This window comes from Sorangium sp. So ce321 (assembly GCF_051530195.1).
In the GTDB taxonomy this organism is placed as follows: domain Bacteria; phylum Myxococcota_A; class Polyangia; order Polyangiales; family Polyangiaceae; genus Sorangium.
Window position 1 is genome coordinate 2,178,544 of sequence record NZ_CP150329.1, and the last position, 20,722, is coordinate 2,199,265.

Genomic DNA, 20,722 nt, shown 5'->3' on the forward strand with positions numbered 1-20,722 from the left:
TTCCGCTAGGATGATCCGACCAACGGCACGGACGGCTCGGCGCGCCGGGCGGTCCTGCAGGTTGTCGCCGCGCAGGAGGCCGGCGGCTCCAGGGGAGACTCGACAAGAGAGGACCGCGCGTGCGAGTGCCGCGAGCGCGGGACCGCCGGCCTACGTCGGAGGAAGTGGATGAGAAGCGACGTTCTGGGACTTGGTCTTCTGGCTCTTGGGGTGGTGCTCTGCGGCGCGGGGCTCCCGGGCGTGCCGGCCATCTCCGAGGCCAGCGCTGAGCCCGCGCAGGTGGCGGTGTCGGCCGCGCAGGTGACCGGGGCGGCCGCGCAGGCGGCGGTGTCCGGGCCGACCTGCAAGCTGAAGGGCACCGCGCCGGTGCCCAAGGGCGCTCGGCTCTACGACGCGCCGAGCGGCGGCCGGACGCTCGCGAGCTTCACCGGCGCGCTGGTCCCGATGACGCTGAGCGCGATCCCGGCGGATCCGGCGTCGGGCCGGGCGCGGCTGAGCACGTCGGAGGGCTCGCCGGCGCTGCGGCTCGACGGTTACGTCGCGCCCTCGGACGTCGCTGTGTTCACGACGCGCGACATCCCGGTCATCGCCGGGCACATCTGGATCTCGAGCGCGCAGAAGGTGAAGCTCGTCGCGGCCACGGGCGACTCGCTCCGCGCGGAGCTCTCGATCTCCGGGTCCGAGGGGCAGACGGCGAAGGGCTCGGCCTCGTGCGACGCCTTCGCGCTGCAGCGCGGCGCCCCCGTGAGGATGGAGATCCCCGGCAGCGCCCGCGGCTACCTCATGAAGACGTCGACGATCGAGCTGTTCGATCGCGCGGGCGGCGACGTGATCTTCACGCTGAAGATGCTCGAGGGGACGGCCCAGCTCTTCTGGAGCACCGAGGCCAAGAACGGCTTCGTCCACCTGATGTCGCGGGGCGACCTCACGATCGACGCCTGGGCGCGCCTCAAGGATCTGGAGCCGCTCAAGAAGGGCGAGATGATGGACCAGTACATCCCGCCGACGACCGCGGTGGCCGGCGCGCAGCTGGCGCTCGACAAGGCGCCGCCGATCGTGAAGGCGACGAGGGCCATCCCGGTCCGCGCGCGGCGCGACGAGAAGGAGAAGCCGGTCGGCGAGATCGAGGCCGGGGCGGAGATCTACCTGCTCGAGACGGTGGCGGGCTGGACGAACGTGCTCCCGAAGGCGCTCGGCATGACGCCGCCGGACGAGGGCGGCTTCTGGATCCCCGCCGCCGAGACGCCGAAGTAACGAAGACACCCAGGCCCGCCGCGGCGCGCGGCGGGCCTGCTCGAACGACGCGCTGCAGCGACGCCGCGCGCCCCCGCGGCGCGACGCGCTCGGCGAGGCTCAACTCTCGCTCAACTCCCGAGCGCACCGCCGCGCAGCGCGACTACGATGGCGCGCATGCGCAGATCGCCGTTTCGTTCCGGGTGGCGTCGCGTCGGCGCCGCCGTCGGATGGATCGCAGCCTCCTCGGCTCTCCTCGGCAACGCCGCCGCGCAGGTCGCGCCCGTGGTGCTCCCTCACGCGGCGGGCCAGCAAGCGCTCGCCGTCCGCATCGACGCGGGCGGGATCACCGCCCGCGCCTGTCCTGCTGCGGCGGCGTGCGCGCCCGACGGCGGCAAGGTCCTCGCCGTGGCTCCCGAGGTCGCGCCGCTCCTCGGCGGCGCGCGCGTCGTGCCGGTCACTCTGGCCGACGGCAAGCGCCTCGCGAAGATCGAGGCGCCGGTCGCCGCCACGCCGGCCGGCGCCGCCGCGACCGCGCTCGGCGCCGGGGGCGGCAGCTGGGTGATGCTGCTCGCCGCGCCGCTCGCGGGGAAGGGGACGGAGCCGATCGTCCTCTGGAGCGGCTGGACCGGCGTCTCCACCGGGGAGCACGGCGAGGGGCGGAGCGACGCCGTCGTCGTGGAGCCGCTCGGCAGCGGCAGCCGCGTGCTCGTCGGGCAGCTGCGCGATGACGTGACGATCTGCGGGCGCCCGGCGCTCGTCGGGGCGAGCGAGGTCGATCCGCGGACGATGACGCTCCTGAAGGGGGCGAGCTTCCAGAACCTCCCGCTCGAGGAGCGGCGCGCGGCGAGCAAGGTGGCCGCCGAGCGCCGCGAGGCCGACGCGGCCGCGCCCGCCTTCAGGCTGCTGCGCCCGACCGCGGCGTCGAGCGCCGTCGGCAAGCGCTTCGCGGAGATCGCCGACGGCGACCCGAAGACAGCGTGGTCCGAGGGCAAGGTGGGCGCCGGCCGGGGCGAGTTCGTGTCGCTCTCGTCGGCGGACGAGGTCGGGATCACGGGCCTCGGCCTGCGCATCAAGCCGACCGAGGTCGTGGAGGGCGGCGCCGCGCCGCGCACGCTCTTCGTGGCGACGCCCGATCGGCTCTTCCAGGTGAGCCTGCCCGAGGACGCGTGGCTCAAGGAGACCGCCGGCTACGAGGTGAAGCTGCCCGAGGAGATCAGGGCCTCGTGCATCGCGGTCGTCCTCGACGACGCGTACGCGCCGCGCGGCGCGCCGGCGGCGGCAGGGGACCGCGGCGCCCCGTCCGGGCCGGAGGTGCGCGTCACGATCGCCGAGATCACGGCGCGCACGGCGTTCGACGGGCAGGGCCCGGCGGCGCTCGTCGGCGCGCTCGCGGGCGGCGGCGAGCGCGCCAGGGCGGCGGCGGCGCTGCTCGCGCGCAGCGGGCCGGAGGCCGTCGAGGCGGCGATCGCCGGCTACGACAAGCTCGATCCGGCGGGCAGGCAGCTCGCGGCGGGCGTGATCGACACGGCGCCATGCGCGGTGCAGATCCCGTTCTTCACCGCGCGGCTCGCGTCCGGCGCGGCCGCGGCCCCGCCGCGCCGCGCCTCGCGCGCCGCGCCGCCCGAGCCGGATCCCGAGCTCCATCACGCGCGCGATCGCATCCGCCGCTGCGGGCGCGCGGCCGCGCCGGCGCTCGCCGAGATCGTGAAGGGGGGCGCGGCCGCGGCCAGGGTGGCGGCGGCCCGCGAGATCGCGCTCGTGGCGCCCGCCGAGGCGATTCCGGCGCTGCTCGACGCCCTCGCCGGGGCGCGCGGCGCGACGCGGCGCGAGCTCCGGGCCGCGCTCGCGCTGGCGGCGCGGAGCGAGCGCGCCGCCGACGTCGTCGAGGAGGAGGTGCAGCTCGACCGGCTGCGGGCCCGCCCCGAGGAGGCGCAGCTCGATCTGCTCCGCGCCCTCGGGCCGTCGCTCGGGCGCGTGAAGGGTGGCGGCGCCGCGTTCCAGGCGCTCGCCTCTGCGGCGAGCGCCCCCTTCGAGCGGCGTTACCTCCTCCAGGCGCCGGCGGCGGCGCTCGCCCGCGCGGGCGAGGCTCCGGCCGAGGCGTACCTGCGCGCGTCGCTCCGGAAGGACGCGGACGCGCACGTGCGCCTCCGCGCCGCCGAGGTGGCGGCGGACGTCCCGGCCCTCGCGCCGGACCTGCTCGCGGCGGCCTCCGATCCGGAGGTGCGCGTGCGCGAGGCGGCGATCGTGGCGCTCTCGCGCGCGGCCTCCGCCGGGGCGAAGCTGCCCGCCGGCGCGCCCGCGGCGCTCGCGGCGCGGCTCGCCTCGGACCCGTGGACGTTCATCCGCGGCAGCGCCGCGCTCGCGATCGGCGCGATGCCGGCGGCGCCCGCGGGCGATCGGGCGCTCGTCGGGGCGCTCGCCGACCGCGCGCCCGAGGTGCGCCGGAGCGCGCTCGACGGGCTCGGCGCGCACCGCGCGGTCGCCCACATCGAGGCCGTGCGCGATCGCGCGGAGGACAAGGAGGAGGACGTCGAGGTGCGCGCGCGGGCGATCCTCGCGCTCGGGGCGATGTGCGACGCGAGCTCGGTCGACCTGTGGACGCGCCTCGCGCTGCGGGCGAAGGCGCCCATGGGCGAGCGCGATCAGCGGCTCGGCTCGGCGGCGCTCGCGGCGCTCGGCGCGGTGCACCCGGCGGACCTGCCCGCGCGCCTCAAGCCGCTCCTCGACAAGGACACGCCGCACGGCCTGCGCGAGACGGCGAGGGCTGCGCTCTCCGCGGCGCCGCAGTGCCGTCGGTGAGCCGCGCCGCCGCCGAGCGGCTCACCGCGCGCCGCGGACGGTCCGCCGCGGCAGCACGGCGCGCGCGCGCGCGATCCACTCCGTGAGCGAGGTGGCGTCCTGGGGGACGGCGTCGAGGTCCGCGTCCTCGGCGACGCGCACCAGGGCGGCGCCGTCGTCCGGCATCATGCCCTTCGCGGCGAGCATCGCCTGCGCCCTGAGGGGCGAGAGCTCCTCGGTCGCCTTCTCCCCGAGGAGCGCGAGGATCCAGCCTCCGAGCGCCGGCACGGCCACGCCGCCGATCACCTCGGGCGGCGCGGACAGGATCGACGACACGCGCCGGATGCCCTCTGCGACCGCGTCGCGGCGCGCCGGATCGCGATCGATGTCGCGGGAGAACGCGAGGACATCGCACCCCGCCTCCTTCGCGTCGAGGGCCGCGCCGAGCACGTGGCGCGTGTCCTCGTGGGTCGCTCCGCGCGCGTTGTACTTCCGGATGCTCTTCCACTCGCGGGCGCCGCCGACGACCCACCCGCTCGGCTGGACGCGGGTGAGCAGGGTGAAGAGCACGCCGGGGCGCTTGTCCGACTGGAAGGCGGGAGCGCCGGCGCGGCTGCCGAGCTCGTTCTCGCCTTCGCCGACCAGGAAGACCCTGGTCTTCTCGGGCGGCTTCATCACGGCCGCGGGCCTCCTCCGAGGAGCGCCGCCTCGTCCGCGCCGTTGGCGTAGCTGAGCCAGAGCTCGCCCAGCGCATACACCCGCGCGCGGTCCTCGAAGCCGGGCGTGTCCAGGATGCGCGTGGCCTTCATGCCCTGCTCGCCCGAGCGGGTGACGACCGTGACCTCCTCGGGCTGGAGCTCGTTCACGACGAGCGGGCTGTGCGTCGCGAGGAGGACCTGGGTCTTCTCGGAGACGATGCGCAGCGCGCGCATCACGTCGGCGATGCGCGCGGGGTGGAGCCCGTGCTCGGGCTCCTCGACCAGGAGCAGCGGCATCGGATCGAGGTGCGGCAGCGCGGCGAAGGCGAGGTAGTAGAGCATCCCCTCGCTCATGAGCGCCGCCGGGACGACCCCGCCGCCCTCGAGCTTCACCCCGATGGCCTTGGTTGTCGGGCTCGGGTTGCCGAGGTGGATGCTCTTCACGCTGGGGAAGAGGCGGGTGAGCTCCTCGTTCAGGTCGATGTAGGCCGACAGGTCGCGACTGATGACAGCGTCGTAGACGGCCGGCAGGCCGGTGCCGCGCTCGTCGGCGAAGCAGAGCGGCTGCCCGTCGGGGATCAGCGGGTGCGGCGACCTGAGCGCGTCGGGGTCGAGCCGGAGCATCTGCGTGCCGCGCAGGGCCTGGACGATGTCCGCCGCGGGGCGCTCGGGGCTCGGCGCGCCGTTCGCGACGTCGTCATCGTCCGCGTCGTCGAGCAACGAAGGGGGCTCCAGGTCCCTCGGGAACGACGTGGCGCGCACCCGCCCCGCGGCGTCGAGCTCCACGCGCCACGTCGTGGTCGCCGCCGACACCTCGAACACGGACCCGCCCGGCGCCTTGCTCGCCGGACCGGCGCGCCCGAGCGTGTCGGGGGCCGGCGCCCCGAGCGCCCGCTCCAGGACGGAGGAAAGCGTCCGGAGCGCTCGCAGCACGGTGCTCTTGCCGCCGTCGTTGGGTCCGATCAGCGCGTGCAGCGGCGTGAGCTCCAGCGTCGCGTCCTGGACGCAGCCGTAGCCCTGGATGCGGAGCTGCTCGACGTAGGGTCGGTCCATCGCGATCGACGCCAGCATACCCGCGCGCGCGCCGGCAACAAACTTGGCCCATCCCCGGCCGTCCCTCTACGCCGCTGTGCCATGCGCCGCCTTCCGCCGATCGCGCTTCTCCTCGTCGCGCTGGCCGCCCCCGTGGCCATCGGCCTCGGCGCTCGGGACGCCAGCGCCAGCGTCGCTTATGAGTCGCCTTACACCTTCGAGCAGACCTTCGGCACGGCGCTGCGCCTCGTGCGCGTCGATCTCGGCTTCAAGCTCGTGGAGAAGGACGTCTCGAACGGCTACCTGCTCTTCGAGTACCGGAGCCCGGAGAGCGGCAGCCGGGTGACGCAGGGCTCGATCGAGGTCGTGAACGGCAACGCCGGCGTGCACGTCGCCGTGCAGCTCCCCGCGATGCCGCAGTACCACGAGCAGGTGCTCCTCGACGGCCTCATGAAGAAGCTCGCCGCCGAGCACGGCGACCCGCCGAAGAAGGCGCCACCGCCGCCGCCCGCCGATGCGGGCGCGCCTCCCCCCGACGCGGGCGCCCCCTAGCCGCTGCGCCGCACGTACTCGAAGTCGACCGGCTTGCCCTTGAGCCCCTTGGCCGGCGCGGCGATCCAGTTCGCCATCTGCTTCGGATCGAACACCGGCTTCTCCATGAGGCTTTGCACGTAGGCCTCGTCGCTCGCGGTCGGCAGCCACTCGTCACGCTGGCGCTCCCACTCCTCCTTCGAGAGCGGGTTGCCGTCGACGTCGAAGTGGAGCCCCGCGTAGATCCCCGAGCTCCGGTGGAAGCGCCGGCTCGGCAGCCTCAGCCTGAACGAGACGCCGCCCTCCTCGAGCACCCGGTTCATCTTGTCGATCCCGCGCTGCGAGTCGCTCACGTACTCGTCGCGCAGCACCTCGTTCATCGCGTTGCGGAGCGGCACCTCCTCGCGCCGCCACCCCGACACCGCGCCGCCGCCCGCCGCGACCGGCACGTCGAGCGCGTACACGCCCTCGACCGCCCGGTGATCCGCGTACGACTCCTCCTTCGCGCGCCCCTTCACGCTCGACGCGAAGAACGACGCGGCGTTCGAGGAGATCTCGCCGCCGAAGAGGTCCAGCGACAGCGAGTACCAGAGGTTCAGGTACCTCTGCATCGTCGGCAGATCGATGCCGCCCTCGGCGCGCGCGTCCTCGTTCTTGTTGCGCTTCATCAGCTCGCAGGTCCGCTGGCAGATGCGGAGCAGGCCAGTCTCGCCGACGAACATGTGGTGCGCCTCCTCGGTCAGCATGAAGCGCGTCGTGCGCGACAGCGGATCGAAGCCGCTCTCCGCGAGCGCGAGCAGCTGGTACTTGCCGTCGCGGTCCGTGAAGTAGGTGAACATGAAGAACGAGAGCCAGTTCGTGCACGGCTCGTTGAAGGCGCCCAGGATCCGTGGCTTGTCCGGGTCGCCGCTCCGCCGCTCGAGGAGCGCCTCGGCCTCCTCCCGGCCGTCGCGCCCGAAGTGGCTTTGCAGGAGGTACACCATCGCCCAGAGGTGCCGCCCCTCCTCGACGTTCACCTGGAACAGGTTCCGCAGGTCGTAGACGCTCGGGCAGCTCTGGCCGAGCAGCCGCTGCTGCTCGACGCTCGCCGGCTCCGTGTCTCCCTGCGTCACCACCAGCCGGCGCAGCATGTTGCGGAGCTCCCCTGGCACCTCGTGCCACACCGGCTCGCCGAGGTGATCGCCGAAGCCGATCTTCCGATCGGGCACCGGATCCGCGAGGAAGATGCCCCAGCGGTACTCCGGCATCTTCACGTAGTCGAAGTGCGCCCACCCCTCGTGATCGACGCTGATCGCCGTACGAAGGTAGATGTCGTCCGCCTGGAAGCCCGCGGGCCCCGTCTCCCGCCACCAGTCGATGAACTTCGGCTGCCACGCCTCGAGCGCGCGCTGGAGCTTCCTGTCCGACGCGAGGTCGACGTTGTTCGGGATCCTCTCCGAGTTGATGACTGCGCTCACGTCCGCCTCCAGTCGAATTCAGGGCGCTCCGGGCGCCCGTACATGGTCAGCGCGCCCCGCTGGCCCACCGCGTTGGGGCGCTGGAAGATCCAGTTCTGCCAGGCCGACAGCCGGGAGAAGATCTTCGTCTCCATCGTCTCGGGCCCGCAGAAGCGCAGGCTCGCCTCCATCCCGGTGAGCGCGTCGGGCGACAGGCTCACCCGCTCCTCGATCGCGAGCCGCACCTCGTCGTCCCAGTCCATCGCGTCGGGCGTGAAGGTGCAGAGCCCCTCCTCGAGCGCCTCCTCGGCGGACAGGAGCTCCTTCCTCTCCTTCAGGGCGTCGACGCGCTCCGGCGCGCCCAGGAAGCGCGACGCGAGCCGCGTCAGGCCGTTCGACATCGCGAGCGGGCCGAAGCTCAGCGAGCTGAGCCCGATGAACGCTGCCTCCTCGCCGTCCCCTCCGCCGTCCAGCATGTAGGACCGGTCCGCCGCGAGGGCGAGCTCGAACAGGCTCCCCGCGAAGCACGAGCCCGGCTCGATCAGCGCGAACACGCTGCGCGCCGTGAGGTCGAGCCGCTTGAGCACGCGCCGCATGTGGAGCAAGACCTCCCTCACGAACCAGTCGTCCCGGCTCGCCCACAGCGCCTCGTCCGCGGCCCGCACCGCCGCGGGGGAGCCGCTCGTCTTCAGCAGGACGAGGCCCACCGTGGGGTGGTTGAAGCGGAGATCGAGCAGCGCGTCGTCGAGCTCGCGGAACGCCCGCAGCGCCCAGAGATCCGCGCCTGCCCGGCGCATCCCGCCGGCGTCCGACGGCCCCTCGCCCTCCGGCGCCCGCACGCGGATCTCCGCCGTCCGCGCGGCGCGGTCGACCTTCAGCGACACGTGGCGGTACTCGCACGTGGAGACGTCGCCCTTCTCCGCGCGCTGCGCCTCGAGCGGCGCGAGCTTCACCCCGGGCCCCTCCCTGTCCGGCGTCGCCGCCGCGAGCTCGGCGGCGCGCTGGGCCACCGCCTGATCGAACCGGCTCTTCGGGATCGAGCGATCGACGAGGCCCCAGTCCTGCGCGCGCTTGCCGCGCACCCCCTCGGCCAGGGTCGAGAAGACGTCCGCGAGGTCGCGCCGCACCTTGCGCTTGTCCACGAGCCGCGTGAGCCCCCCCGTGCCCGGGAGCACGGCGAGCAGCGGCGTCTCCGGGAACGAGACGGCGCTGCTCCCGTCGTCGCAGAGGAAGATCTCCTCGCACGCGAGGGCGAGCTCGTAGCCGCCGCCCGACGCGACGCCGTTCAGCGCCGCGAGGTAGCGCTGTCCGCTCTCGGCGCAGGCCTCCTCGAGCGCGAGCCGCGTCTCGTTCGTGAACTTGCAGAAGTTGACCTTGAACGCGTGCGTCGACGACCCGAGCATGTAGATGTTCGCGCCCGCGCAGAAGATCCGCGGCTGCGCGCTGGTCACGACCACCGCCTTCACCTCGGGGTGCTCGAAGCGCAGCCGCTGCACGATGTCCGCGAGCTCGATGTCGACCGCGAGGTCGTAGCTGTTCAGCTTCAGCTGGTAGCCGGGCCGCGTCGGCGCCTCCTCGTCGACGTCCATCGCCACGCGCGCGATCGCCCCGTCGAACGAGAGCTTCCAGTGCCGGTAACGGCCCGGCTCCGTCTCGAAGCGGAGGGGCGCGCCCTCGCCGGATGAGCCCTCTTCCCGGGCCCTGGTCTGCGGCGCTGCGGCCGCGGAAGGAGGAGAGGTGGTCGCTTCCATACGCCGTTGAGCCCACCACCCCGGCGCCCTCTCGTCAAGCAGTATAGTGCTTGATGATCCTGGATTCATGAAATATAGTGCGTTGTAGACATGCCGTCCCGACAGGACCCGCGCCGAACGCCACGTGGAGCGCGTGCGCCGCGCGCCGGGCAAGGTCCGGGGTCCCCGGAGGCCGGGGCAGCGGGCGGGGCCAGCGCCGCGGACGGCGCGCCGCCGATCCTCGCGCACCTCGCCGGGCGGCTCCGGCAGCGGCGGCAGGAGCTCGCGCTGACCTTGCGCGAGCTCGCCGAGCTCGCCGGCGTGAGCGAGCGCTTCCTGGTGCTGGTCGAGAGCGGCCGAGCGAACGTGTCCGTGGTGCGGCTGGAGGACATCGGCCGCGCGCTGGGCACCTCGGCCGCGGCGCTGCTCGGAGCGGGCGAGCTCGTCGATGGCGAGGGGACGCGCGGCACGTCTTCCGAGGCGGAGGGCGGGTCAGGCGGGGCCCTCGTCGCGCTGCTCGGCCTGCGCGGGGCCGGCAAGACGACGATCGGCGGCCGCGCTGCGGCGCGGCTCGGGGTGCCCTTCCTCGAGCTCGACGCCCTCGTCGCCACGCGCGCGGGGATGAGCCTCGCGGCGCTGTTCGAGATCCACGGAAACGCCTATTACAGGCGGCTGGAGCGCGAGGAGCTGGCGCGGCTCGCCGACGCGCGCGCCCACGGGATCGTCGCGACGGGCGGCGGCCTGGTGACCGATCCGGCGACCTTCGAGCGGCTGAGGCGCTGCGCCGTGACGGTCTGGCTGCGGGCGAAGCCCGAGGACCACTGGCGGCGCGTGGTCGAGCAGGGGGACGCGCGCCCCATGGCCAACCGGGCCGACGCCATGAAGGAGCTCAGGGCGCTCTTCCAGGCGCGGCGCGCCCTCTATGAGCAGGCCGACTTCGTGGTGGACACGTCGGCGCTCGGTCTCGCCCGGTCTGTCGATCGCGTGGTCAAGATCGCCCGTGAAGCTGGTAGAAGGGACGCGACGCGCTCGCCTTGATCAGGGGCGCGCCCCCTCCCATGTCCATGCCGCGCCTGAAAATTCTCTTCGTGGTGTCCGAATGCGTCCCCTTCAGCAAGACGGGCGGCCTCGCCGACGTCGCCGGCGCGCTGCCGCTCGCGCTGGCCGAAGCCGGCCACGACGTGCGCGTCGTGATGCCGGCCTACCGGGTCGCCAAGCGCTACCTCGCCCGCCAGATCGCGGCCGCCGAGCAGCAGCTCGAGGGCAGCGGGCCCGTCTCCGCGCCGGCCGTCGTCGCGGCCGCTGCCGGCGCGCCGGCCCTCGCCGCGGCCGACGCCGCGCTGGCCCATGCCGCGCCGACGCACGTCGCCGCGCCGGACGCCGCGCCCTCCCTCGTCGCGGCGCAGGGCGGCGACGGCGCGCCCCCGGCCGAGCGCTTCATGCCGCACCGGCTGCCGGACGCGCTCGGCGTGCCGATCGGCGGTGGCGAGGCGTGGACCGGCATCTGGGAGACGCGCCTCGATCCGGGGACCCCCGGCGCGCCCGCGCCCCGCGTGTACATGATCGAGCACGACGTGCTCTACGACCGCGACGGCATCTACGGCGACGCGCACGGCGAGTTCGGCGACAACCTCACCCGCTACGCCCTCCTGTCGCGCGGCGCGCTTCAGCTCTGCCACGCGCTCGGCTTCTGGCCGGACATCGTCCACGTCCACGACTGGCAGTCGGCCCTCGTGCCGCTCTACATCAACGTCCTCGAGCACCGGTCGCCGCTCGCGCGCGCCGCGACCGTGCTGACGATCCACAACCTCGGCTACCAGGGCTGGTTCAACAAGTCCCAGCTCCCCACGACGGGGCTCGGCTGGGACCAGTTCCACAGGTTCTGCCTGGAGGCGTACGACAGCATCAACCTGCTCAAGGCCGGCATCTACAACGCCACGATCGTCTCGACGGTCTCGCCCAGGTACGCGCAGGAGATCCAGACGTGGGAAGGGGGAGAGGGGCTCGACGGCGTGCTCCGGGATCGCGGCAGCGACGTGGTCGGGATCCTCAACGGCATCGACGACGCCATCTGGAACCCCGCGACCGATCCCCACATCGCCGCGACGTACTCCGCCGAGGACCTGAGCGGCAAGCGGCTCTGCAAGGCGGCGCTCCAGCGCGAGATGGGCCTCGAGGAGCGCCCCGACGTCCCGCTCCTCGGGCTGATCAGCCGCCTGGCGACCCAGAAGGGGATCGACATCCTCGCGGGCGCGCTCGACCACATCCTCTCGCTCGACGTCCAGTTCGTGATCCTCGGCTCCGGCGAGCGCTGGGCCGAGGACCTGTTCTCGCGGATCTCCGGATCGAGCGACCGCTTCCGCGTCTACGTCGGCATGAACGAGGGGCTCGCGCACCGCATCGAGGCCGGCGCGGACCTCTTCCTGATGCCGTCGCGCTACGAGCCCTGCGGGCTGAACCAGCTCTACAGCCAGCGGTACGGGACGCTGCCGGTCGTGCGCGCCGTCGGCGGCCTCGACGACACCGTCGAGAACAACGTCACCGGCTTCAAGTTCGAGGAGATGTCGTCCATGGCGCTCGGGAACACCGTCGCCTGGGCGGTGCACCTCTACCGCGCCGACCCGGCCTACTTCCGGACGATGCAGCTGCGCGCGATGAAGAAGAACTTCGGCTGGTCGCACCAGGCGCGGCAGTACGAGGCGCTCTACCGCCTCGCCATCTCCCGCCGGACCGGACGCCAGATCTGATCGCGCTCACGCGCTGATCGCCCGCCGCGGGGGGACGCGGCGCGATCCGCGCGCGCGGGCGCGCCCCCCTTCCGGGGAGCGCCGCCCGGGGCGCGTCGCTGCTCCTGCCGACCTACTCCTTCTGCGGCTCGGGCGCGGCCGGGGCAGCCGGAGCGGCCGGCTGCGCGTTCCCGGCGGCCTCGCGCGTGCCCGGCTGGCCCTTCGCCGTGAGCGAGCGGGAGAGCGCCCGGTGCTTCCCCTCGATCAGCGAAACGAAGCTCGTGACCACCGGCAGGTACAGGGCGGGGGAGCTGATCCCCTTGTCCGTCAGCTTGGGTTCCGCCGCCTTCACATCGCGGATGAAGTTGTCGAGCGCGGGCGCCATGATCTTGGACCACGGGTCGGTCTGGTTGGTCGTGCCGTGGGCCTTGAGCGCCGCCGCGGACGTCTCCAGCTTCTGGAGCTGGGTCCTCGCCGCCGCGGGGTCGAGGTTCTTGCTCGCGAGGGTCAGCATGAGCGTGCGCGCGTCCTCGAGGGCCGTGAGCGCCGCCTTCTGGCCCTCGTCCGCCTTCGCGAGGTCGGGCAGGTGTGACGCGTGCCACGCGGACACCGCGAGGCCGAGCTTGTCGGAGTGCGCGTCGAGCTTCTCGAAGTCGGCGAGGAGCTTCGTGTGGAGCTCCTTGCCCTTGGCGAAGCTGTCCTTCTTGTACTCCTCGCGCTGGTAGTAGTTGGACGCCGCGGCGATGTTCTTCGCGAGCTCGGTCGCGAACGGCGCGTACTCGGAGAGCGCGGCGTCCACGTCCGGCATGGCCGGATCCTTGAGGCTGAGGGCGACGGTGCAGGCGCGCGCGTTGCGCTCGTACGGCGCGCGCGCGCCGATGTTGATCGGCCGGCGCTCGTCGGGCTTGGCGGGCCCGGCCTTGGCGCTGCCGCCCGGCGGCGCCGCCGTCGCCGCGGGCGGCGTGGCGGTCGTCTTCGGCGCCGCGGGCGTGGTGGGGGTGGGCGGCTTCGCGGGGAGCACGGCCTTGCCGGCGTCCCCGGGCTTGCTCTGATCCTCGGTGCCGAAGCTCGGGACCTTCTTCTCGCTGGGCTCGTCCTTGCCGAGGCTCGCGAGGTACGCGTCGCGGGCCTGTTTCAGCGAGAGCGTCCCGAAGTAGCAGGCGTCGACGCGGTACTCCTTCATCGACTGCGGATCGACCTTCGCGATCGGCGACACGGGCGTCCGCAGGCTCGCCTTGCCCTTGTTCGCCGCCGCGGAGCTGGCCGGCTCCGGCTGCGGAGGAGGCGGGTCCTCCTTGCAGCCGGCGGCACCGCTGGCGACGAGCACGAGCGCGATGGAACAGAGAGACCTGACGGAAATCATTCGGTGTGCCTCCTCGGCTGGCGCAGGAACGGGCGCATCATGCCTAAGCCGGCGGCGCTTGCAACACCGGCCATTGGCGGGAACTTGCGTCCCTGGTCGGGAAGAGCCCGGCTCCAGCCCCCAAACCCGCGAGGCCGCCGGGTTCTTCCAGGATCCGCTGTGGCTGATGAAACGATCAGGGTCTAAGGTCCGCGGCGTGAAGCTGAGAAGCCTGACCCTGGACGAGCTGACCATCGACGACGAGCGCTCTTTCCGGCACGTCGGACTTTACGACGATCTCAAGCAGGTGCTCCGGCGCGACGGGTACCGCTTCCGCGTGCCCGAGGTCGAGGCGAGCTGGGATCGCGTGGTCTTCTTGAACCTGACATTCTGGAGCCAGAGCGAGCAAGGCGACCTGATCGCCAGCGATCACCTCGCCGCGGACGTCGTCGCGCACGTCGCCTGGCACCACCTCGCCCACCGCGCCCTCACCGCCGCGGGCGGCGGCGCTCCGCCCAGCGCGGAGGGGCTCCTGCTCGCCGAGGCGATCGCGAGCGCCTTCGATATGTACCTCGTGGGTCGCCTCCTCGGGCACGCCCCGAACGCCGACTTCCTGGCCACGCAGGTGCCCGCGATGGCCGAGGCGGCCGAGGCGGCCGGGCTCTCCGACGCCGGCTTCGAGGCGCTCCTGGAGGGCGTGTCCGCGGACCCGGAGCGCGCCTTCGAGGACCTCCGCGCCCTGCTCTTCGACGTGACCACGGCGCTCCTGCCCTGCGATCGCATGAGCCGCGCGGCCGAGATCCTCGCTGGCTTCGACGCGCACCGCTTCGCGCCGCTCCTGCACCACTACGAGCTGTCGAACTGGCTCCTGTCGACACGCGCGCTCGGGTCCTCGACCGCGCCCGATGCGGCCGCGCGCGCCGTCGACGCGGCGCTGCGGAGCGCGGCGGTCTCGCTGGAGTGGCTGGAGCAGCGCTGGGTGCGCCCGCCCGCGCCCCTGCCGCCTGTGATCGCCAGCACGCCCGCCGCGTAGGACGGAATCACCCGCGGCAGTCGAAACGGCGCGGGCAAGCCCTGCCCACGAGGGCGACCGCCCTGGTCGCCAGCGAGAAAGATTGCGCGTTCTGCCGAGCTGCGCGATCCTCTTCTCAAGGTGCAACTCGCCTGCTCTCTCTGCAGGGCTTACGTGGAGATCGGTGTGGGACGCGAGATGCGTCCGTCCCTTCCGTTTGTCTGCAAATCCTGCCGCACGAAGAACAAGCAGGCGGCGTCTGACAGGACAGGCGGGGCCGAGCCGCGCTCTTCCCCCTCGGTCGTTCCGAGCTCCGCGAACGGGCGCGACCGGCGGGAGCCGCCGAGCGAGCCAGAGCTCGCAAGGCCGTATTCCGAGCGCCCGTCAGCGAGGGACTACGGGCTGTCCGGCGACCTGCTGGACGCCGAGTCGACGCTGCCGGGGGCGGGCATCCAGCGCGAGCGGGAGCTCGCGGGCGGCTCGGAGCGACGCGCGGGGGCGGCTCCGGCGGTGCGGGGTCGAGGGCTCACGCTCGCGGAGCGGATCGCGCAGCAGGACCTGGGAGACGAGCCGGTGTCCAGCCCGAGGGCGCGCCCGCTGGATGCGCTCGACGCCGCCGCGGAGGCCTCGCTCGAGCACGCGGTGGTGACGCCGGACGGCGGGCTGGGCCGGCGCGACATCCTGATGCGGTCTCGCACGTTCGCCGGCGTCCCCCGCGACGACGCGCGGCGCGGAAGTGCGGCGCCGTCGACGGGCCGGAGCCCGTCCGCGCTTCCTCCCGCCGACTCCGATCCCGTCTCGATCCAGGATCTCGCGCAGATGCTCTCCCCCGGGGTCGAGCCGCCCTCGCTCTCGTTCGGGCACGACGGCTCCGAGGACGAGCGCGCGAGCCACCCCGCGCCTCGCGCGACCGCGCACACGCCGGTCCCGGTCCGGCCGCCGGCGCGCCGCGAGCACCGCACGGCGACCGCGACGGTGCGGCCGCGCTCCGCGACCTTGCCGCGCGCGAGCGCCTCCTCCCGGCCGATCGCGCCGCCGTCCGAGATGCCGCCGGCGCCCCTGTCCGAGGGGCCGCCGGCGCCCCTGTCCATCGACGAGGGCCGGCCGTCGTCTCACCGCTCGTCGCCCGAGCTCCGCCTCCAGGACGTGCAGGCGATGGCGGCGCTCGCCCCGCAGCCGTTGCCTTCCGCGCGGCGTCCCCGGTCCGGCCCGGGCGCCATGCCCGCCGACTCCTCGCCGGCGGACCTTGCCCTGCTGGGGTCGCTGGCTCCGCCGCCGGCCACGGTCCCGCCGCGCGCCGCGGAGGAGCCGCAGCGCGAGCGCGCGAGGCCGAGGGCGGAGGCGCGCGGCCCCGCCGGGGATCTGCGGGAGCAGGGGAACGACGAGCGGCCTTCGCGCGAGCCGCCGGCGCGCGCGAGCAACGCCCCCCGGGGGGCTGCCCGCGCCTCGAGCGACCCGGCCCCCGGCCCGTCGGCCGACCGGATCAGCCAGACCGACCTCCGCGGCCGCGCCGGCCGCAAGGAGGACTCCGGTCTGATCGACCTGCGCAGCATGGCGCCGCCGCCCGTCGCCGAGGGCGGCGAGCGTCGCAACGAGCTCCGGGCCGACGAGGAGGTCCTGAGCATCAGCGGCGGGCTGTTCGACAGCGCCGTCGAGGGGCCGCTCCCCGACGACCCGATCGAGCCGGAGTTCCTCCTTTCCGCCGAGGGGCACACTGCCTCCGGGGAAGAGACGCCGGTGCGCACCTCGATCACGGCCGGCTCCCTCGTGTCCGAGGGGCGGCGCGCCCTCTCGACGCCGGTGGCGCGCCAGTACCTGGAGATCGCCGGCTGGGTGGCCGTCGTCTTCGTCGTGTTCGGCGCCGCGCTGTACTTCGCGCAGGCCCGCGGCAGGGCGGCCAGCGCCCCGGCCCAGGTCGCGGCCGCGGGCAGCAGCGGCGCGGTCGCCGCGGCCCCGCCGGAAGAGGCGGCGCCGGCCGCCGCGGCTGCTCCGGCAGGTCAGACCGCGGACCGGGAGCCGTCGCTCGACGACGAGCCGGTCGCCGACCCGCCGGCCGCAGCCGCTGGGGCGGCGGAGCAGGCGCCGGCCGCTCCCGCCTCGGCCATCCCGACGGGCGAGCAGGCCGCGCCGCCGCCCGAGCCGGCGCAGGCAGGTCCTGCGCTCGCGGCAGCGCCCGAGCCGACCCCCGCGGCGCCGGCCGCGAGCGCCGCGCCAGCGGCGAGCGCCCCGGCAGCGCCCCCGGCCCCTGCGGTCGTGGGTGCGGGCTCGCAGCCGAGCGACGGTCCTCAGGCCGTAGGGAAGCCGGCCCGCGCCGCGGCGCCGAGCGCGCCCGACCGCGCGAAGCCGGCGGCGAAGCAGCCGGCGCCCACGCAGCTCCTCCCGGCGCGGGACGAGCCGGCCCGCTTCGACCAGAGCGCGGCGAGCAGCGCCCTCGCGTCCGCGGCGGCGGCCGCCGCCGGGTGCACGGGCGAGGGCCTCACCGGTACGGCCCGGGTGGCCGTCACCTTCTCCCCCTCGGGGAAGGCGATGTCGTCGCGCGTGGAAGGGGGCGACCTCGTGGGGACGGCCACCGCCGCGTGCATCGCCGCCGCGTTCCGCAGCGCCACGGTGCCGCCCTTCGAGGGAATTCCGGTCACCGTCATGAAGCAGGTGAAGATCCGCTGACGACGGGCCGAAAGCTTCCTATCCTCCCGCCGCTGTGCTGGTCGCGCTTCGGGTCAAGAATTTCATCCTGATGGATGCTCTCGAGCTCCGGCTCGAGCCTGGCTTCAACGTGCTCACCGGCGAGACGGGCGCCGGCAAGTCCATCGTCGTGGGCGCGCTCTCGCTGGTCCTCGGCGGCCGCGCGAGCGCGGAGCAGATCCGCCCCGGCGCCGACGAGGCCGAGATCGAGGCGCTGTTCGACGTGCGCAGCTCCGATCGCGCGATGGCGATGCTCGACGCCGCGGGCATCGCGAGCGGCGGCGAGCTCGTGGTCCGCCGCGTGGTCCAGGCGACCGGTCGCTCGCGCGCCTACCTGAACGGCCGCCTCTGCACCGCTGGCGAGCTCCAGGCGCTCGCCCCGGAGCTCGCCGACGTCGCCTCGCAGCACGAGAGCGTCGCGCTCACCGATCCGTCGACGCACCTCGGCTACCTCGATCGCTTCGGCCGCCTGGTGCCGGCGCGCAGCGAGCTCGCGGCCGACGTCGCCGAGCTCGAGGCGCTCAGCGCGCAGCTCAGGGCCGCCCGCGAGCTGGAGCGCGGCCGCGGTGAGCGCGAGGCGTTCCTCGCCTTCCAGCTCCAGGCCATCGACGCGCTGTCGCCGCGCCCTGGCGAGCTCGCCGATCTCGCGGCCGAGCGCAACCGGCTCCGCCACGCGGGCCGCCTGCACGACATCACGCGGCGCGCGGCCTCCCGCCTCGACCAGGGGGATGAAGCGATGTGCGACGAGCTCGCGCGCCTCGCCTCCGAGCTCCAGGCTGCCGCGGAGATCGATCCCGCCCTCGACGCCGTCGCCCGCGCGGTCGACGCGTGCTGGACGGAGCTCAGCGAGGCGGCCCGCCAGATCGCCCGCTACGCCGAGCGCGCGGAGGCCGACCCGGATCGCCTCTCCGAGATCGAGGATCGCATGTACCGCCTCGAGGGCCTGCTCCGGCAGCACGGCCCCACGATCGACGACGTGCTCGCCGCGCGCGCGCGCCTCGCGACCGAGCTGGAGCAGCTCGCGGGGGTCGAGAGCCACGTCGCGGAGCTCGAGCGGCGGCGCGACGCCCTGCTCGCCGTCGCCGCCGAGCGCGCCCGCAAGCTCTCGGTGAAGCGCCGGAAGGCCGGCGAGAAGCTCGGCGTCGCGATCTCCGCGGAGCTCGCCGATCTCGGCATGGGGGGCGCGCGGGTCGTCGTGGACGTCGCGCCGCACGGCGGAGACCGCGCCGAGCTGGTCGTCGACGGCGCCCGCCTGGGCCAGGACGGCATCGACCGTGTCGAGTTCCTCATCTCGCCCAACAAGGGGATCGAGCCTCGCCCCTTGCGCCGCATCGCCTCGGGGGGCGAGCTGTCGCGCGCCCTCCTTGCCTTGAAGCGCGTGCTCGCGGAGTGCGGGCCGGCGGGGCTCTACGTCTTCGACGAGGTCGACAGCGGCGTCGGCGGCGCTGTCGCCGACAAGATCGGGCGCGCGATCGGCGACGTGGCGCGCCACCACCAGGTGCTTTGCATCACGCACCTGGCGCCCATCGCCGCGTTCGCCGACGCGCACTTCGTCGTCGCCAAGGAGAACGCGGGCGGCATCGCGAAGAGCTCGGTCGCGCGTGTCGACAAGAAGGACCGCATCGCCGAGGTGGCGCGGATGCTGTCGGGCGCGAAGGTCACCGGCGCGTCGCTCAAGGCCGCGACGGAGCTCATCGAGGCGGCGCGTCTCTAGAGCGAGCGGCGGTCACCCGCTTCGGATACGGGCCCATCTCGGCGTCTTCGGTGCTCAGCGCACTGGAGTGCGCCTCCGCGCCGAAGACGCCGATCTGGACCCGTCTCCTGTGCGGGTGACCGCCGCTCTGCGACGGCCGTGCCCGAGGTGGGGCCGGCGCGGATCGGCCGCGCGGCGCGGCGCGGATCAGCCGCGTGGCGCGGATCAGCTCCGCGCGAGCGTGTAGTCGTTCAGATCGACGCGGATCAGGTCCTTGAGCCAGGGATGCACCGTGATCGCGGTGCGGTAAAGCCCCTGGGCGATCCGCCGGTAGCTCGTGTGTCCCTGCTTCGCCGAGCGGAGCTCGACCACGTGGAAGAGCTCGCGCAGGTTCAGCGTCCAGAGCGTCCTCACGCGGAAGCCGAGCGGCACGGCATACTGCGCCTCGAGGGGGTAGCGCCCCTCCATCGCGTGCCAGGCGTCGCGCGCGGCGAGCATCGCGTCCTGGTAGGCCTCGGCATGACCAAGCTCCGAGAGGACGTGCGGCGTCTCGAAGCCGAGCCGACAGGTGAGCCGCTGCGTCGCTGGCGTCAGCATCCGGTGGCGCTGCAGGTCGCGGTACGCGCCGTAGTCGAGCATCAGCTCGAAGGTCATGGTCGACGCCTCGAACGCGCGCGGCGGCGCGTCGTAGGGCCCGCGCTTCGCGCACGCCGTCTGCGCGATGCCGATGAGCTCCGGCAGCGTCGCGCGGCGGAGCGCGTCGCCCAGGTTGTAGGCGTGCACGCCCGGATCGCTGCCCTCGTACGCCAGCGCCAGCGCGATGCGCTCCAGGGCGTCCTTGTCGTAGCGCACCAGCCGGACCGGCTGGTTTATCACCATCGTCGCGCTCACGCCCTCCTCCGGCGGCGTGTAGACCCGCTTCATCGCCTCGGCGACGGTGCCCTGCAGCTCCTTCCGGAGCTCGTTCGGCGCGGCGTACTTCACCAGAGTCGGGGTCACGGCGAGCGCCGCCGCGTGCATCTCGCGGCCGACCCTGCGCACCTCCTCGAGCGGGTTCGACATCATCTTCGTGAGCAGGATCTCGAGCGCCCTCGCGTTCGCGGTGAGGCCGATGTTCGTCCGCGTCCCCGCCGGCAAGAGGCCGCGCAGGAGATCGCACGCCTGCGCGCGCAGCGCCCCCTTGTAGGCCGCGTCCGACATCTTCTCGGGCTTCGGCTCGCGCGCGCTCAGCCGCTCCGTCACCTTCGGGACCAGGTCGAGGTAGGTCGCGAAGAGCCGCTCGCTCGAGGCCTGGTACCTGGCGCTGTGCTCGGCGTCGAGCTCCGGCAGATCGATGAACGCGTGCTGATCGAAGACCACGTAGCGCGTGCTCTTCTCCGTGTACGAGCCGAGCCGCAGGTCCTCGATCACCTTCGACGCGACGATGCTCACGTTCTCGATCGCGAGGTGCACCACGGCGTGCTCCGCGACGGACGCGTGGCCGTAGCCGACGACCCACTTCTCGTGGAAGCTCCGCGCCTTGTCCGACGCGAACGCGAGCCCGCGCCGCGACCTGTCGTCGCCCTGCGGAGCGACGTCGAGCTCCTCGTCGCCGAGCAGGCGCGCCAGGTTGGTGCGCAGGTCGTCGCGGCTGCGCGAGTAGTACGCGAACAGCACGGCGATGACTTCCTCGGGCAGACCCGACAGCGAGAAGACGTCAGCCGTCAGGCTCGACACATACGGCGCGACTCTGGCGCGCGACGCTTCGTCCAAGGCCATGCCCCTGCTTCTACCCTTATCCTACGCCGATCGGTCCACAAAACTCGGTCCCCGGGAGCCGGCTCCGG

At 73.8% G+C, this 20,722-nt stretch carries 14 protein-coding genes; 8 read left to right on the forward strand and 6 right to left on the reverse strand.

Annotated elements, in window-relative coordinates; genetic code table 11:
* Positions 1-168: 168 nt before the first annotated feature.
* A complete protein-coding gene (locus tag WME89_RS08455) occupies positions 169-1,254 on the forward strand; it encodes a hypothetical protein (RefSeq protein WP_438008714.1) in 1,086 nt (361 codons plus the stop codon).
* Between the two features lie 156 nt (positions 1,255-1,410).
* Positions 1,411-4,035, forward strand: a complete 2,625-nt coding sequence (locus tag WME89_RS08460) for a HEAT repeat domain-containing protein (protein WP_438008715.1) — start codon at positions 1,411-1,413, stop codon at positions 4,033-4,035.
* Positions 4,036-4,056: 21 nt separating this feature from the next.
* On the opposite strand, the gene WME89_RS08465 is transcribed toward WME89_RS08460, so the two are convergent.
* Positions 4,057-4,689 carry a hypothetical protein gene (locus WME89_RS08465; RefSeq protein WP_438011912.1) on the reverse strand — a complete coding sequence of 211 codons (633 nt, stop codon included), beginning with the start codon at positions 4,687-4,689 and terminating at the stop codon, positions 4,057-4,059.
* Positions 4,689-5,765, reverse strand: a complete 1,077-nt coding sequence (locus WME89_RS08470) for an AAA family ATPase (RefSeq protein WP_438008716.1) — start codon at positions 5,763-5,765, stop codon at positions 4,689-4,691. The genes WME89_RS08465 and WME89_RS08470 overlap by 1 nt, the downstream gene beginning before the upstream one ends.
* Before the next feature lie 81 nt (positions 5,766-5,846).
* Here WME89_RS08470 and WME89_RS08475 point away from each other — a divergent pair, with 81 nt between their 5' ends.
* Positions 5,847-6,296: a hypothetical protein gene (locus WME89_RS08475; protein ID WP_438008717.1), complete on the forward strand. Its 450-nt coding sequence runs from the start codon at positions 5,847-5,849 to the stop codon at positions 6,294-6,296.
* Here the strand turns inward: WME89_RS08475 and boxB are convergent.
* Together boxB and boxC are read right to left on the reverse strand one after the other, a co-directional pair.
* Entirely contained in the window at positions 6,293-7,732 is a 1,440-nt protein-coding gene (gene boxB / locus WME89_RS08480) for a benzoyl-CoA 2,3-epoxidase subunit BoxB (protein WP_438008718.1), read from the reverse strand. The two genes, WME89_RS08475 and boxB, sit on opposite strands and share 4 nt — an antisense overlap.
* Positions 7,729-9,462 carry a 2,3-epoxybenzoyl-CoA dihydrolase gene (boxC, locus tag WME89_RS08485; RefSeq protein WP_438008719.1) on the reverse strand — a complete coding sequence of 578 codons (1,734 nt, stop codon included), beginning with the start codon at positions 9,460-9,462 and terminating at the stop codon, positions 7,729-7,731. Before boxC ends, boxB begins: the two co-directional genes overlap by 4 nt.
* A gap of 90 nt (positions 9,463-9,552) precedes the next feature.
* Between boxC and WME89_RS08490 the strand changes: the two genes are divergently transcribed.
* Together WME89_RS08490 and WME89_RS08495 are read left to right on the forward strand one after the other, a co-directional pair.
* Positions 9,553-10,479 (forward strand): shikimate kinase, encoded by a 927-nt coding sequence (locus WME89_RS08490; RefSeq protein WP_438008720.1) that lies wholly within the window; start codon positions 9,553-9,555, stop codon positions 10,477-10,479.
* Between the two features lie 26 nt (positions 10,480-10,505).
* Positions 10,506-12,188, forward strand: coding sequence for a glycogen synthase (locus WME89_RS08495; protein ID WP_438011913.1), 1,683 nt, complete (start codon positions 10,506-10,508; stop codon positions 12,186-12,188).
* Positions 12,189-12,300: 112 nt separating this feature from the next.
* Here WME89_RS08495 and WME89_RS08500 read toward each other — a convergent pair whose 3' ends face one another.
* Positions 12,301-13,530: a DUF3829 domain-containing protein gene (locus WME89_RS08500; RefSeq protein WP_438008721.1), complete on the reverse strand. Its 1,230-nt coding sequence runs from the start codon at positions 13,528-13,530 to the stop codon at positions 12,301-12,303.
* A gap of 196 nt (positions 13,531-13,726) precedes the next feature.
* Here WME89_RS08500 and WME89_RS08505 point away from each other — a divergent pair, with 196 nt between their 5' ends.
* The 3 genes from WME89_RS08505 (at position 13,727) to recN (ending at position 18,917) form a co-directional block, all read left to right on the forward strand.
* A complete protein-coding gene (locus tag WME89_RS08505) occupies positions 13,727-14,542 on the forward strand; it encodes a hypothetical protein (RefSeq protein WP_438008722.1) in 816 nt (271 codons plus the stop codon).
* A gap of 177 nt (positions 14,543-14,719) precedes the next feature.
* Entirely contained in the window at positions 14,720-17,185 is a 2,466-nt protein-coding gene (locus WME89_RS08510) for a hypothetical protein (protein WP_438008723.1), read from the forward strand.
* A 34-nt stretch (positions 17,186-17,219) separates the two neighbouring features.
* Complete coding sequence (gene recN / locus WME89_RS08515; RefSeq protein ID WP_438008724.1) at positions 17,220-18,917, forward strand: DNA repair protein RecN; 1,698 nt, start codon at positions 17,220-17,222, stop codon at positions 18,915-18,917.
* A 204-nt stretch (positions 18,918-19,121) separates the two neighbouring features.
* Here recN and WME89_RS08520 read toward each other — a convergent pair whose 3' ends face one another.
* On the reverse strand, positions 19,122-20,654 hold the full coding sequence (locus WME89_RS08520) for an FAD-dependent thymidylate synthase (protein ID WP_438008725.1): 1,533 nt from the start codon (positions 20,652-20,654) through the stop codon (positions 19,122-19,124).
* Positions 20,655-20,722 lie beyond the last annotated feature (68 nt).

Excerpts from the sequence above, each read along its gene's own strand:
- WME89_RS08455 (WP_438008714.1), top strand. The coding sequence starts at position 169 with ATGAGAAGCGACGTTCTGGGACTTGGTCTTCTGGCTCTTGGGGTGGTG.
- WME89_RS08460 (WP_438008715.1), top strand. The coding sequence starts at position 1,411 with ATGCGCAGATCGCCGTTTCGTTCCGGGTGGCGTCGCGTCGGCGCCGCC.
- WME89_RS08465 (WP_438011912.1), bottom strand. The coding sequence starts at position 4,689 with ATGAAGCCGCCCGAGAAGACCAGGGTCTTCCTGGTCGGCGAAGGCGAG.
- WME89_RS08470 (WP_438008716.1), bottom strand. The coding sequence starts at position 5,765 with ATGGACCGACCCTACGTCGAGCAGCTCCGCATCCAGGGCTACGGCTGC.
- WME89_RS08475 (WP_438008717.1), top strand. The coding sequence starts at position 5,847 with ATGCGCCGCCTTCCGCCGATCGCGCTTCTCCTCGTCGCGCTGGCCGCC.
- boxC (WP_438008719.1), bottom strand. The coding sequence starts at position 9,462 with ATGGAAGCGACCACCTCTCCTCCTTCCGCGGCCGCAGCGCCGCAGACC.
- WME89_RS08490 (WP_438008720.1), top strand. The coding sequence starts at position 9,553 with ATGCCGTCCCGACAGGACCCGCGCCGAACGCCACGTGGAGCGCGTGCG.
- WME89_RS08495 (WP_438011913.1), top strand. The coding sequence starts at position 10,506 with ATGCCGCGCCTGAAAATTCTCTTCGTGGTGTCCGAATGCGTCCCCTTC.
- WME89_RS08500 (WP_438008721.1), bottom strand. The coding sequence starts at position 13,530 with ATGATTTCCGTCAGGTCTCTCTGTTCCATCGCGCTCGTGCTCGTCGCC.
- WME89_RS08510 (WP_438008723.1), top strand. The coding sequence starts at position 14,720 with ATGCGTCCGTCCCTTCCGTTTGTCTGCAAATCCTGCCGCACGAAGAAC.
- WME89_RS08520 (WP_438008725.1), bottom strand. The coding sequence starts at position 20,654 with ATGGCCTTGGACGAAGCGTCGCGCGCCAGAGTCGCGCCGTATGTGTCG.